At 68.6% G+C, this 13,844-nt stretch carries 12 protein-coding genes; 4 read left to right on the top strand and 8 right to left on the bottom strand.

What is annotated here, in order from left to right; translation table 11 throughout:
- Positions 1-139 precede the first annotated feature (139 nt).
- The 6 genes from phoB to pstS form a co-directional block, all read right to left on the bottom strand.
- On the bottom strand, positions 140-904 hold the full coding sequence (gene phoB / locus CCO03_RS06110; protein ID WP_087278612.1) for a phosphate regulon transcriptional regulator PhoB: 765 nt from the start codon (positions 902-904) through the stop codon (positions 140-142).
- Positions 901-1,632 (bottom strand): phosphate signaling complex protein PhoU, encoded by a 732-nt coding sequence (gene phoU / locus CCO03_RS06105; RefSeq protein WP_087284281.1) that lies wholly within the window; start codon positions 1,630-1,632, stop codon positions 901-903. Before phoU ends, phoB begins: the two co-directional genes overlap by 4 nt.
- Before the next feature lie 53 nt (positions 1,633-1,685).
- Positions 1,686-2,501: a phosphate ABC transporter ATP-binding protein PstB gene (gene pstB / locus CCO03_RS06100; RefSeq protein ID WP_087278609.1), complete on the bottom strand. Its 816-nt coding sequence runs from the start codon at positions 2,499-2,501 to the stop codon at positions 1,686-1,688.
- 74 nt (positions 2,502-2,575) lie between these two features.
- Positions 2,576-3,442 carry a phosphate ABC transporter permease PstA gene (pstA, locus tag CCO03_RS06095; protein WP_087278606.1) on the bottom strand — a complete coding sequence of 289 codons (867 nt, stop codon included), beginning with the start codon at positions 3,440-3,442 and terminating at the stop codon, positions 2,576-2,578.
- Positions 3,439-4,404, bottom strand: a complete 966-nt coding sequence (gene pstC / locus CCO03_RS06090; protein WP_087284278.1) for a phosphate ABC transporter permease PstC — start codon at positions 4,402-4,404, stop codon at positions 3,439-3,441. The genes pstA and pstC overlap by 4 nt, the downstream gene beginning before the upstream one ends.
- 282 nt (positions 4,405-4,686) lie before the next feature.
- Entirely contained in the window at positions 4,687-5,724 is a 1,038-nt protein-coding gene (pstS, locus tag CCO03_RS06085; protein ID WP_087278603.1) for a phosphate ABC transporter substrate-binding protein PstS, read from the bottom strand.
- A gap of 234 nt (positions 5,725-5,958) precedes the next feature.
- Here pstS and ppx point away from each other — a divergent pair, with 234 nt between their 5' ends.
- The gene (ppx, locus tag CCO03_RS06080) at positions 5,959-7,488 is read left to right on the top strand and encodes an exopolyphosphatase (RefSeq protein WP_087284275.1); all 1,530 of its coding nucleotides are present in this window, start codon (positions 5,959-5,961) and stop codon (positions 7,486-7,488) included.
- A 506-nt stretch (positions 7,489-7,994) separates the two neighbouring features.
- Here the strand turns inward: ppx and CCO03_RS06075 are convergent.
- Entirely contained in the window at positions 7,995-8,462 is a 468-nt protein-coding gene (locus tag CCO03_RS06075) for a SixA phosphatase family protein (protein ID WP_087278600.1), read from the bottom strand.
- A 374-nt stretch (positions 8,463-8,836) separates the two neighbouring features.
- On the opposite strand from CCO03_RS06075, the gene mutL reads away from it, so the two are divergent.
- The gene (mutL, locus tag CCO03_RS06070; RefSeq protein ID WP_087278597.1) at positions 8,837-10,993 is read left to right on the top strand and encodes a DNA mismatch repair endonuclease MutL; all 2,157 of its coding nucleotides are present in this window, start codon (positions 8,837-8,839) and stop codon (positions 10,991-10,993) included.
- 310 nt (positions 10,994-11,303) lie between these two features.
- Here the strand turns inward: mutL and CCO03_RS06065 are convergent, their stop codons facing one another.
- Positions 11,304-12,239 (bottom strand): NAD(P)-dependent oxidoreductase, encoded by a 936-nt coding sequence (locus CCO03_RS06065; RefSeq protein ID WP_157667527.1) that lies wholly within the window; start codon positions 12,237-12,239, stop codon positions 11,304-11,306.
- A 243-nt stretch (positions 12,240-12,482) separates the two neighbouring features.
- On the opposite strand from CCO03_RS06065, the gene galU reads away from it, so the two are divergent.
- On the top strand, positions 12,483-13,361 hold the full coding sequence (gene galU, locus CCO03_RS06060) for a UTP--glucose-1-phosphate uridylyltransferase GalU (protein ID WP_087284272.1): 879 nt from the start codon (positions 12,483-12,485) through the stop codon (positions 13,359-13,361).
- 177 nt (positions 13,362-13,538) lie between these two features.
- The gene (locus tag CCO03_RS06055; protein WP_087278591.1) at positions 13,539-13,835 is read left to right on the top strand and encodes a hypothetical protein; all 297 of its coding nucleotides are present in this window, start codon (positions 13,539-13,541) and stop codon (positions 13,833-13,835) included.
- Positions 13,836-13,844 lie beyond the last annotated feature (9 nt).

Genomic DNA, 13,844 nt, shown 5'->3' with positions numbered 1-13,844 from the left:
CCGGCTAGCGCCTGCGCGTCATGGTGGTTCACCACAATGAAAATACAGTATGCATGGATTGCCGTTGTCATTCAAACAGCCACCCATGCATACTGCATTGACAAAGGGCATTGAAGGTGCACCCGCATCGACCAACGGTTCAGCCCGCCAGGCTCAGGCCGCCCATGCCGCGATCGCTGGCCGCGCCGGCGCCCGCGCCGCGCTTGGCCTGCAGCAGAGGCTGGGCCGTGAGGCGGTAGCCCGCGCCGCGCACGGTCTCGATCATGGCGCCGGCATCGCCCAGGGCCTCGCGCAGGCGCTTGACGTGGACGTCCACGGTGCGCTCTTCGATGAACACGTGGTCACCCCAGACGCGGTCCAGCAGCTGGCCGCGGCTGTGCACGCGCTCGGGGTGCTGCATGAAGTAATGCAGCAGCTTGAACTCGGTGGGCCCCACCTTGAGCGGCTGGTCGCGGAAGCTCACGCGGTGCGTACCCGCGTCGAGCAGCAACTCGCCAATCGCCACCTGCCCGCCCGCGTGTTCGGGCGAGCGGCGGCGCAGCACGGCCCGCAGGCGCGCCAGCATTTCCTTGGTCGAGAACGGCTTGACCATGTAGTCGTCCGCCCCCACGTCCAGCCCCGCGACCCGGTCGGCCTCGTCGCTGCGGGCGGTCAGCATGATGATGGGCACGCCCTTGGTGCGTTCGTGCGCGCGCCACTTCTTCAGCAGCGACAGACCGCTCTCACCGGGCAGCATCCAGTCCAGCAGGATGACGTCGGGCAGCACGGCGTCGAGTTCGCGCTGCGCGCTTTCGCTGTCCATGGCCCAGGTCGGGGCAAAGCCGTTGTGGCGCAGGTTGACGGCGATCAGCTCGGCGATGGCCGATTCGTCCTCCACCACCAGCACGCGGGGCATGTTCTTCATGGCGTGACCTTGGAAACCTCTGCACTCATGGGGCGTTGATGGTTGGCGCTCGACGAGGTCGAGTGGCGCACGTCATCGCCGTCGACGATGTAGATGATCTGCTCGGCGATGTTCTTGGCGTGGTCGCCGATGCGCTCGATGGCCTTGGCCACGAAGACCAGGTCCAGGGCCGACGAGATGGTGCGCGGGTCTTCCATCATGTAGGTGATGAGCTTGCGCACGAAGCCGTCGAACTCGGCGTCGATCTTGTCGTCTTCCTTCAGGATGCGGTAGGCCGTGGGCACGTCCAGGCGGGCAAAGGCGTCCAGCACCTGGCGGATCATGCCCGAGGCCATGTCGGCCGAGATGCGCAGCTCGTGCGCGGGCAGCGAGCGCACCACGCCGGACTCGAGCACGGACTTGACCATGCGCGCGATCTTGGTGGCCTCGTCGCCCACGCGCTCGAGGTTGGCCGTCGTCTTGGAGATGGCCAGCAGCAGGCGCAGGTCGCGCGCCGTGGGCTGGCGCCGCGCGATGATGCTGGTGAGGTCGTGGTCGATCTCCATTTCCAGTTCATTGACGCGCACCTCGTTGCGGATCACGCTTTCCGCGACATCGGACGAGAGATTGGCCAGCGCGTACACGACTTGCTGGATCTGGTTTTCGACCAGGCCACCCATTTCCAGCACGCGCGTGGAAACGGTGTTCAGTTCGCTGTCGAACTGGCTGGAGAGGTGTTTCTCGACCATGATTTGCGGGGTCTCCGATGGGGGCTTGTTGTTGGGCATGGTGTCCTCCGTCCTCAGCCAAAGCGGCCCGTGATGTAGTCCTCGGTCTCTTTGCGCTGCGGCTTGAAGAACAGGCGTTCCGTGGGGCCGAACTCGATCAGCTCACCCAGGTACATGTAGGTGGTGTAGTCGCTGCAACGGGCGGCCTGCTGCATGTTGTGCGTCACGATGACCACGGTGTAGTCGTCCTTGAGCTCGGCAATCAGCTCCTCGATTTTGCCGGTCGAGATCGGGTCCAGCGCCGAACAGGGCTCATCGAGCAGCAGCACTTCGGGTTTGATGGCGATGCCGCGTGCGATGCACAGCCGTTGCTGCTGACCGCCCGACAGGCCCGAGCCACTCTGGCCCAGCTTGTCCTTGACCTCGTTCCACAGCGCGGCCTTGCGCAGTGCCCACTCCACGCGGTCGTCCATGTCCGAGTTGCTGAGCTTTTCAAACAGGCGCACGCCAAAGGCGATGTTGTCGTAGATCGACATCGGGAACGGCGTGGGCTTTTGGAACACCATGCCGACCTTGGCGCGGATCAGCGCCACGTCGAGCTTGCGGTCGAGCAGGTTTTCGCCGTCGAGCAGCAGCTGGCCTTCGGCGCGCTGCTCGGGGTAGAGCTCGTACATGCGGTTGAGGATGCGCAGCAACGTGGACTTGCCGCAGCCCGAGGGGCCGATGAAGGCGGTGACCTTCTTCTCGGGGATTTCGAGGTTGATGTTCTTGAGCGCGTGGAACTTGCCGTAGTAGAAGTTCAGGTTCTTGATCGACAGCTTGGAACGCGGGGCCTCTGCGCCAGCGACGTCGCGGGTGCCGAGGACTTCGGGGTTGAGGGTGGATTGCATGGCTGGATTCGGTGTGAGGTTGAGAGGGTGGTGCCGGGCCGACGCGCATCACGCGGGCCGATCCGGCAGGGCCATCAGTCTTTCTTGCGCGTCAGGAAGCGTGCGAGGATGTTCAGGCCCAGCACGGCCACGGTGATGATGAACACCCCCGCCCACGCCAGCTGCTGCCAGTTTTCGTAAGGGCTCATGGCGTACTGGAAGATCACCACAGGCAGACTGGCCGTCGGCTCCGACAGGCTCGAGCTCCAGAACTGGTTGTTCAGCGCCGTGAACAGCAGCGGGGCCGTTTCACCGGCGATGCGGGCCACCGCCAGCAAGATGCCGGTGATGACGCCGGCACGGGCCGCACGCAGCGTGATCGCCAGGATCACCTTCCACTTGGGCGTGCCCAGGGCGTAGGCGGCTTCGCGCAGACCGGTGGGCACCAGCTTCAGCATGTTCTCGGTGGTGCGGATCACCACGGGGATCACGATCAGCGCCAGGGCCAGGCCGCCGGCCCAGCCCGAGAAGCCGTGCATGCGCACCACCACCATCTCGAACATGAACAGGCCGATGACGATGGACGGGGCCGACAGCAGGATGTCGTTCACGAACCGGGTGACGCCGGCCAGCGTGCCACGCGGGCTGTACTCGGCCAGGTAGATGCCGGCCATGGTGCCGATGGGCGTGCCGATGCAGGTGGCGACGAGCACCATGAGCAGCGAGCCGTAGATGGCGTTGGCCAGGCCACCGCCTTCGGCGTTGGGTGCGGGCGTCATCTGCGTGAAGGTGGCCGCGCTCAGGCCCGAGATGCCGGCGTGCAGCACCTCGAACAGGATCCAGGCCAGCCAGAACAGGCCGAACGCCATGGCGCCCATGGACAGGGTCAACGCGATGCTGTTGACGAATTTGCGGCGGCGGTACAGCGACAGCGTGGCCGGCGAGGTCAGCGATTGGCTCATGACTTGCTCCCTTCGGCCTTCTCCAGGCGATTGAGCATCAGTTTGGACAGGGCGAGCACCACGAAGGTGATGAAGAACAGCACCAGGCCGAGGTAGATCAGCGAGGCCTGATGCAGGCCAGGGCCGGCTTCGGCGAACTCATTGGCCAGGGCCGAGGTGATGGAGTTGGCGGCTTCGAACACCGAGATCGAGCTGAGCTGGTTCATGTTGCCGATGACGAAGGTCACGGCCATGGTTTCGCCCAGGGCGCGCCCCAGGCCCAGCATGATGCCGCCGACGACGCCGGTCTTGGTGTAGGGCAGCACGACCTTGGAGACGACCTCCCAGGTCGTGGAGCCCAGGCCATAGGCGGACTCCTTGAGCATGGCGGGCGTCACCTCGAACACGTCACGCATCACCGAGGCGATGAACGGGATGATCATGATCGCCAGGATGATGCCGGCCGACAGGATGCCGATGCCCACCGGCGGGCCGGCGAACAGCGCGCCCAGCACGGGAACGCCACCGAACCAGCCCTGCAGCGGCTGCTGAACATAGGTGGCCAGGATGGGGGCGAACACCAGCAGGCCCCACATGCCGTACACGATGGAGGGGATGGCCGCCAGCAGCTCGATGGCGATGCCCAGCGGGCGCTTGAGCCAGGCCGGCGACAGCTCGGTCAGGAACAGGGCGATGCCGAAGCTCACGGGCACGGCAATCAGCAGCGCGATGAACGAGGTGACCAGCGTGCCGTAGATCATCACGAGGCCGCCGTACTGGTTCTGCACGGGGTCCCAGACGGCGCTGGTCAGGAAGGCGGGGCCGAATTCTTTGATGGCGGGCCAGGCGCCGATGAAGAGCGTGACCATGATGGCCACGAGCAGGGTCAGGGTCAGCAGGGCTGCCCCTTTGGCCAGCCCTGCAAACACGCGGTCTGCCAAGGGGCCGGTGCGCGCTTGGCGCGGAGGTTGAGGTGCGGTCATGGCAGACGGGCTGCGCGGAGGTGCGGCCTCGGCGGGCAGCGAGCTCACGGGGATGGAGGAAGACACGTTTTATACCTGCCTTGGGTGGGTGCAGGAGGCTGACGGCTGCAGCGTTCAGGTCCTGGCGGGGGTCTTCTTGAGGGGTGAGGAGAGGCCGCGTGAACCGCCAGGCTGGGACCGATACCGCCAGTCGCCAGCCTTGCATGATTCATGCAGATTGTTGATGAGGTATGCCTTTGTTCTTGATATTGAGGCATCGAAAACATCGGCATACTGATCAGATCACTTGGCAGCCAGGACCTTGCCCGAAGCGTCCTTGATCTGGCTCCAGGCGCGCTCGGCGATCAGCTTCTTCACTTCAGCGGGCATGGGCACGTAGTCCAGGTCAGTCGCGGCCTTGTCGCCGGTGGTGTAGGCCCAGTCGAAGAACTTCAGCACCTGGGCAGCCTGCTCGGGCTTGATCTGCTCCTTGTGCATCAGGATGTAGGTGGCGCTGGTGATGGGCCACGAGGCATCGCCGGGCTTGTTGTTCAGGATCTGGTGGAAGGACTTGGCCCAGTCGGCGCCAGCGGCGGCGGCCTTGAAGCTGGTGTCGTCGGGGCTGACGAACTTGCCGGCGGCGTTTTGCAGCTGCACGAAGTTCATCTTGTTCTGCTTGACGTAGGCGTATTCCACGTAGCCGATCGAGTTGGGCAGGCGGCCCACGAAGGCGGCCACGCCTTCGTTGCCCTTGCCACCCGCGCCAGTGGGCCAGTTCACGGCGGTGCCTTCACCAACCTTGGACTTCCACTCGGCGTTGACCTGGCTCAGGTAGTTGGTGAAGGCGAAGCTGGTGCCCGAGCCATCGGCGCGGCGCACGGGGGCGATGGCGGCATCGGGCAGCTTCACGCCGGGGTTCAGCTTGACGATGGCGGCGTCGTTCCACTTGGTGATCTTGCCCAGGTAGATGTCGCCCAGCACCTGACCCGACAGCTTCAGCTCACCGGGCTTGATGCCCTGGATGTTGACCACGGGGATCACGCCACCCACCACGGTGGGGAACTGCACCAGGCCCTTCTTGGCCAGGTCTTCGTCGGTCAGCGGCGCGTCCGAGGCGCCGAAGTCCACCGTCTTGGCTTCAATCTGGCGGATGCCGGCGCTCGAGCCCACCGACTGGTAGTTCACCTTGGCGCCGGTGGCCTTGTTGTAATCGGCCGCCCACTTGGCATACAGCGGTGCCGGAAAGCTGGCACCGGCGCCCGTCACCGTCTGAGCCGAAGCGGCGCCTGCGAAGGCCAGGCCAGCGAGGCCCACGAGAACGAATTGGCGAGTCGTGTTCATGTCGAATCCTTGAGTCCGTGAATGGATCGGTTGAGGAGATGACGGGACTTTAAGAACGTTGCATGACAGGTTTGTGACAGTCATGAAGGTGTCGGAATGTGAGGCCGCCGCCCGCGCCAGCCGGCCGCCGCGCCCCTGCCGGCACACGCGGCCCGGCACGCGCGCCACCGTGCGTTGCAGCGCCCGACCCCGGTTGGCCCGGGTGCTATGCTGCGCGCCGCATCAAAGGTCAACATGGACAACGGAACACGACTTGCCGCTGTGGACATGGGCTCCAACAGCTTTCGCCTCGAGATCGGCCGCCTGGATCGGGGCCAGGTTCACCGAACCGACTACGTCAAGGAAACCGTGCGCCTGGGCGCCGGCCTGACCAACGCCAAAGCCCTCACGCCCGAGGCCATGGAACGCGGCTGGGCCTGCCTCGCCCGCTTTGCCGAACGCCTGGCCGGTTTTCCGCGCGCCCAGGTGCGCGCCGTGGCCACCCAGACCCTGCGCGAAGCCACCAACCGTGACGAATTCGTCACCCAGGCCGAAAAAATCCTGGGCTTCCCGATCGAGGTGATTCCGGGCCGCGAAGAAGCCCGTCTGATCTACATCGGCGCCGCCCGGCTGCTGCCGCAGTCGAACGAACGCCGCCTGGTGATCGACATCGGCGGCCGATCGACCGAACTCATCATCGGCCGCGCCTACAGCCCCAAGCAGACCGAATCGTTCAAGGCCGGCTCGGTCAGCTGGACCCAGCGCTTCTTTCCCGAGGGCGAGCTCACGCGCAAGGCCTTCGACGCCGCCGACATGGCCGCCAAGGCGCTGCTGGCCGACGTGCCCCAGCTGTACGCCAAAGACAGCTGGGACTGCGCCTACGGCTCGTCGGGCACCATCGGGGCCGTCGCCGAAACCCTGGTCAACGCCGGCCAGTCCACGGGCGGCATCACGCGCGCCGGGCTGGACTGGCTGCGCGACCGCCTCATCAAGGCCGGCCAGGCCGAGGCCCTGAACCTGCCCGGCATCCGCGACGACCGCAAACCCATCATCGCCGGCGGTCTGGCCGTGCTCAGCGCCCTGGTCGACCTGCTGGACATCGACACGCTCTACCCCGCACAAGGCGCGCTGCGCCAGGGCGTGCTGTACGACCTGATCGACCGCGAGCACGACGCCACCGACATGCGCACCGCCACCGTCTACCGCGTGGCCGAGCAGTTCGGCGTGGACGCCGCCCAGGCCCGCCGCGTGACCAACACCGCCATGCACCTGTTCGACAGCGTGCAGGCCCGCGCCAAGGCCGACGTGCCCACGCTGACCGCCGACGAACTGGCCCTGGGGCGCAAGGAGCTCGAGCGCGCGGCCTGGCTGCACGAGGTCGGCACCGCCATCTCGCACAGCGGCTACCACAAGCACGGCGCCTACATCCTGCGCAACGCCGATGCCGCCGGCTTCGCCACGCCCGAGCTGTCGCGCATCAGCGAGCTGGTGCTGAGCCAGCGCGGCAAGCTGCAGCGCACCGACATGATCGGCAACTGGGCCAGCCCGCTGTGGGTGCAGCAGCTGGCCTGCATGCGCCTGGCCGTCATCCTCTGCCATGCGCGGCGCGACCCGGTGCTGGGCGGCATCAGCCTGCGCTGCCGCACCAAGAACGCCGCCCGCCTGGTGCTGACCGTGCCCCGCGCCTGGGCGCAGCAGTGGCCGCTGTCGTCCCACCTGCTGGACGAAGAGGCGCAGATGTGGGCGCGCTCGCCCTGGCAACTGGTGCTCGAAACCGAGAGCTGACGCGGGCCGCCCTTGTCCCCGCGCGGCTCGTTTCGAGCGGACGGTCACCGGTCCTCCGACGGGGCGACGGCCCCTGACCAGCTTCCAAGTCAGCGTGCCAACGGCCCTGTGCAGGCCGTTGAGGGCGCTTGGCGTGGCTCATCAGCAGATGAGCGGCCGCACGCGACGGCTGCCGCCAAATTGCCGAGCAGTATGGACCGCTTGCGTCCGCATCTCCGACGGAAATAGCCCGATACCTCAATTCCAAAGAAGTGGCCTGAATCCGTCCAAGGCCCTTGGACGTCTCAGCGGTCGCAGCTGGGCTGAAGACACTCAAGGGTCGGGTGTCCGTCCCCGGGCTGGTTGTGACCCACCTGACCGCCGATCGTCTGCGGTTCATGGCCGAGCGCCCGCACAGGCGCAAGAGCGCGAGGCCCGGCTTGCGGGCATGACCGAGGGGGCCAGCGGCTGGCCATCGACATCGGTCCCGACGCGCGCCCAAGCCAAGCGGCGCCTGCGCCGGCCGGTCACATCCAGTCTGGGTTGAGCACCGTCATCAGCACGGTTTCGGCGCGGCCGTCGCGCTCGCGGCGGCGCAACCACCACAGCGCGCCTTTGCGCACCGAACAGCCCTCCGCCATGCCCAGCACCCGCCCCACCACCTGACCCAGCGTCGGCTGGTGGCCCACGATGAGCGTGGCCCCACTGCCCGGCAGTCCTTCTGGCCAGCCGCTGGCCGCCAGCACGCCCTCGACGGGCTGATCCGGCGCCAGCGCGGGCACCACGTCCCAGGCGCGGTTCAGCGCCGCCGCCGTGGCCCGCGTGCGCACCGCGGGGCTGACCAGGATGCGGGCGTCGCGCGGCAAATGCTGGTTCAGCCACGCGCCCACGACCTCGGCCTGCACCTGGCCGCGCGCGGTCAAGGCACGGTCCAGGTCGGCCTGTCCGGGCCGCGCGTCGTGCGCCTGGGCATGGCGCCACACCAACAAATCCATGGTCGGGTCCTTGTCACGTCGGGTTGATGAATCAGCGGCCGATGGTAGCCAGCCCCGGTGTCAACGCGGTGCCCAAGGGTGATGGCCGGCGCCGACCCGCGGCCGGCCCCCACCTCGTCGTCCGCCGCCGCGCCAGGCTGGGACGATGCACCGGGTGGCCTACAGCGCCGCCCTGGCGGGCAGCAACCCGCGGCATCGGTTCGCTGCGCATGCGCGCGGCTTGAGCGCGTCATGCCACGAACAGGCTCGATCCGCGCTGGGCGCGCCAGGGCAATACGCGCATGCATTCGGCCTCCTCCCGCGGTGCGTCAGCCCGGGCCCGGACGCTTGACCTTGCTGCCGCCGTGCGCCCTGCCCCTCCCTAAAATCGCCCCATGGCGAACACCTTCGATTTCAGCCCGCTGACCGCATGGGCGGCCCCCGCGTCGGCGGCCCCCACGGCGCCAGCTGCGCCCCCGGCCGGCCCGGCACGCCAGCCGCGCCGCCCCATCTGCGAATTGCCCGACGAACTCATCAGCCAGATTGCGGCGGGCGAGGTGGTGGAGCGCCCCGCCTCGGTGGTGCGCGAGTTGCTGGACAACGCCCTGGACGCGGGCGCCACGCAGATCACCGTGCGCCTGCTGGCCGGCGGCGTGCGCCTGATCAGCGTGGAGGACGACGGCATGGGCATGGCGCCCACGCAAATGCCCATCGCCCTCAAGCGCCACGCCACCAGCAAGATCGCCGACCTGCGCGAGCTGGAGGCCGTCGGCACCATGGGCTTTCGCGGCGAGGCGCTGGCCGCCGTGGCCTCGATCTCCGAGCTATCGCTGTTGTCGCGCACGGCCGACGACAGCCAGGGCCACCTGCTGGATGCGCGCACCGGCGAGCTGCGCGCCGCGGCACGCAGCCCCGGCACCACGGTCGAGGTCAAGGAGCTGTTCTTCAGCGTGCCCGCACGGCGCAAATTCCTCAAAAGCGACAACACCGAACTGGCGCACTGCCTCGAGGCCGTGCGCCGCCATGCGCTGGCCCGGCCCGAGGTGGGCTTCGCCATCTGGCACGAGGGCAAGCTGGTCGCGCAGTGGCGCGCGCAGCACGGCGAGGCGGCGCTGGACCGGCGCCTGGCCGACGTGCTGGGCGAAGACTTTTTGCGCAACTCGCTGCCCGTGGTCTACCACTCGGCCCAGGCGCTGGGCGCCCAGCACGGCGTGCGCGTGCACGGCCGCGTGGGCCTGCCGGATGTGGCGCGCGCCCGTGCCGATCAGCAGTTCGCCTACGTCAACGGCCGCTTCGTGCGCGACAAGGTCATCGTGCACGCGGCCCGCGCCGCTTACGAAGACGTGCTGCACGGGCACCGCCAGCCGGTGTACGCGCTGTTCGTCGACATCGACCCGGCCCGTGTGGACGTGAACGTGCACCCGACCAAGATCGAGGTGCGGTTTCGCGACAGCCGCGAGGTGCACCAGGCCGTTCGCCACGCCGTGGACGACGCGCTGGCCGCGTCGCGTGCCGCCCTGGCCGGCCAGACCGAGGCCGCGTCTGCGGTGCCCCGGCCTGCGGACGATGCGGCACCGCCCGCCGCGCCCGCCTGGTCGCAGGCCCGCATGAACCTCAGCCAGCCCCCGGCGCCCGCGTCCACCGGTTGGCAGGCGCTGTGGCGGCCTGCAGCCACACCCGACGCCCCCACGCCGGACGCCGCGGACACCACGGCGGCAGCCCCGGCGGGGTCGGCCAGTGACGCGGAATCGCCGGCCGGCGACACGGCGCATGCCGACCACTTCGCCCCGGCCGCAGGCTCCACGCAGGGCGAGGCTCCGCACGCCGAGTTCGCCGATGAAAATGGCAGTACCGTTGCATCGTCGTTTGTCCACGAACGGCTGACCAGCTATACCCCTGAATCGCCCACCCCCATCGTCAGTCCGCACACGGCGACCCCAGCCGCTCAGGCCGCGGAAGCCGCCACCGACTGGCCCCTGGGCCGCGCGGTGGCCCAGATCCACGGTGTGTACGTCTTGGCCGAGAACCACGCCGGCCTGGTCATCGTGGACATGCACGCGGCGCACGAGCGCATCGTCTACGAGCAGCTCAAGCGCCAGATCGACGGCCACACCGTGGCCACGCAGGCGCTGCTGATCCCGGCCACCTTTGCCGCCACGCCCGAAGAAGTGGCCACGGCCGAAGCGCACGTCGACACCCTGAGCGCGCTGGGCCTCGAGGTCTCGCCGTTTTCGCCGCGCACCCTGGCCGTGCGCGCGGTGCCGGCCAGCCTCAGCGGCGGCAACGCCATCGAGCTGGCGCGCAACGTGCTGGCCGAGCTGGCCCAGCACGAGGCCAGCACCGTGCTGCAACGCGCCCAGCACGAGCTGCTGGCCACCATGGCCTGCCACGGCGCCGTGCGCGCCAACCGCAAGCTGACGCTGGACGAAATGAACGCGCTGCTGCGTCAGATGGAAGCCACCGACCGCGCCGACCAATGCAACCACGGCCGCCCCACCTGGCGCCAGCTGAGCATGCGCGAGCTCGATGCGCTGTTCCTGCGCGGGCGCTGAAGCAGCGCCTAGGCGTGGGCTGAGTCAGCGCGGCACCTGCAGAAGCGTCGTTGCGCTGCGGGCCGCGCGAACCCATGGCCGACCAACGGGCCACCTACACTCATGGGAATGAGCCCGGGCAGGAGTGATCACCTGCAGGCGTTGCGGTCCTGGTCCCATGGGTCATGCGGGCCATGGTCGCCGGCTCGGCCGCCTTCGCCTGCAGCGCCCACATCCGCATCGAGTATTTAGCCGAGCGCGGCAGCCGCCGCCAGCGCGCGTTCGCCCACGTCGCCAGGCCCGGTTGGTCGACCAACCTGCGCGCCGATGCTCAGAGCGTCAGCGGCATGGGCGTGCTCATCTGGCCGTCGAAGTCCGCATCGGGCAAATCCAGCATTTCGTGGATGCGGTCGAGGATGAACCAGCTCTCGCGCACCTTGGTCTCGATGGTGTTGTCGGCCAGACCGGGGGTGCGCACGAAATTGGGCAGGCCGGCGAGCTCGGCGCCCGGCTCGGTCAGGCTGGCATCGGCCGAATCGATGATGCAGGCGGCCATGGTGCGTGCGCGCAATGCGTCGGCCAGGGCCGAGGGGTCGAACAGCTCGTGTCGGCTCACGCTGACCCAGTACTGGCCCTGGCGGCAGTCGGCCAGGGTCCGGTCGTTGAACAGGCCGCGGTAACGCGAGGCATAGCCCATCAGACAGACCACGGCGTCGGCACGCCCCAGCAGGTCGGCCAGGCCCAGCGGCGTGACCCCCAGCCGGCCCCACAACTCCGAGCTGCGGTGCACGGCCGGGTCGTAGCCGATGAGCTTGGCGCCCATGGCCGAAAACAGCGGCGCCACGGCGTGGGCCGTGGCCGTGAGGCCGAGCAGGCCCACGGTGCTGCCGTGCACCTCGCGCCCCACGGGGACGACGGGGACTTCGGCGGCACTGGCGCTCAACGGCCGCACGCCCATGCCGCGCCGCATCAGCAGCAGCAGGGCGCCCAGCACGTACTCGGCCTGGGCGCGCGCGACGCCGCTGGCGGCCTGCACCACGCGCACGCGGCGGCGCTGGCAGCCTTCCAGGTCGGTGTTGGCATCGCCCTCTTCAAGCCGCGCCACGACGCGCAGGTGCGGCGCGGCATCCAGCAGCTCGGCGTTGACCTGCACCTGCGGGGGCAGCACCAGGGCCCGCACCTCGCCCAGTTCGCGCAGCAGGGCGGCCCGGTCGTACTGCAGGCTGGGTTTGTAGGCCAGCGGATGGCGGGCCGCGAGCCAGTCCATGGCCGCCACCTCCAGGGGCTGGACCAGTAAGATATGCGGGTTTTTCGCCATCAACGGCCGCGCGCCTGGATGCGCTTCGTGAAGGCTGTGTGCTGTGGATTCGCTCACCAATGTGTCTCCGCAGATGCCCGATGCGTCTCACCTGCCCATGCTGTCGCGCCCGTCGTGCCCCAAGGCCCCCCTGCGCACCGTGGGAACCATTTTGGCATGGCCCTGGTGGCTTTCTTTCACCGCAAAACACCCATGACCGTCATCACCAAGGCCGTGTTCCCCGTCGCTGGACTGGGCACCCGCTTTCTGCCCGCCACCAAAGCCAGCCCCAAGGAGATGATGCCGGTGGTGGACAAGCCGCTGATCCAGTACGCGGTCGAGGAGGCCTATGGCGCCGGCGTGCGCCACATGGTGTTCGTCACGGGCCGCAGCAAGCGGGCCATCGAGGACCACTTTGACGTCGCCTACGAGCTGGAAAGCGAACTGGAAGCCGCCCACAAGCTCGAGCTGCTCGATGTCGCCCGCTCCATCGTGCCCGACGACATGGTCTGCACCTTTGTGCGCCAGCCGCGTTCGCTGGGCCTGGGGCACGCCGTGCTCTGCGCCGAGCCCATCGTGGGCCGGGAGCCGTTTGCCGTGCTGCTGGCGGACGACCTGATGACCGGCCTCGATGGCGGCCCCGGCGTGCTGTCGCAGATGGTGCAGGCGTTTTCCGAGCTGGGCCGTTCGCTGCTGGCGGTGCAGGAAGTGCCCGACGACGAGGTGCACCGCTACGGCATCGTGGCCGGGCAGCCCGCGGGCGAGCGCATGCTGCGCGTGCAGCGCATGGTGGAAAAGCCCAAGCTGGCCGACGCGCCCTCGCGCATGGCCGTGGCGGGCCGCTACATCCTCACGCCGCAGGTGTTCGAGGAGCTGCGCACCCAGAAGCCGGGTGCCGGTGGCGAAATCCAGCTGACCGACGCCATCGCCAGCGCCATGAGCCGGGAAGCCGTCTACGCCTACCAGTACGAGGGCAAGCGCTACGACTGCGGCAGCAAGGAAGGCTTTCTGCAGGCCACGGTGGAGCTGGGCCTCAAGCACCCGCAGGTGGGCGAGTCCTTCCGCGAGTTCCTGCGCGGCGTGCCCTTGTGAGTGCACGTTCCACGCCGCCGCGCGGGTGCGTGGGCGCGGCCTCGGGCGGTTGGCTGCGTGGCGACTCCTCGCGCTTACGCCCGGTGGCGCTGCGGTGTGCGCCGCGCCACCCATGCCGATCCGCAGGCCCTCGCGCAGCGGCGTTGAACCGCCGCTGAGCCCCGCACAGGAGGCCTCTTGCCCCCCCCCGTTCAACAAAACCTGCTGCAGCGCGCGCTTTGCGTGGTGATCGGCCTCGTGCTGGCCTGCGTGACCGCTGCCCTGCTGGCCGGCATCGACCCGGCCGTGGTCTGCCAGCCCGACTGCACCACGCTGGACGGCCTGAAGGCCTTGATCGGCGCCGACGCCACGCGCTGGCTTCTGGCCGCCCTGTGCGCCGGACTGGCGCTGGGCTTCACGCTCAAAGGCCTGCGCAAGCCCGGGGCGCGCCAGCCCGGGGCACGCCAGCCCGGGGCACGCCAGCCCGGGCGTTAATCGCCATTC

Origin of the sequence: Comamonas serinivorans, from assembly GCF_002158865.1 — a bacterium.
Taxonomy (GTDB): Bacteria; Pseudomonadota; Gammaproteobacteria; order Burkholderiales; family Burkholderiaceae_C; genus Comamonas_E; species Comamonas_E serinivorans.
Note: the sequence above shows the minus strand (reverse complement) of the source record. Positions and strands in the feature narration are given on the sequence as shown.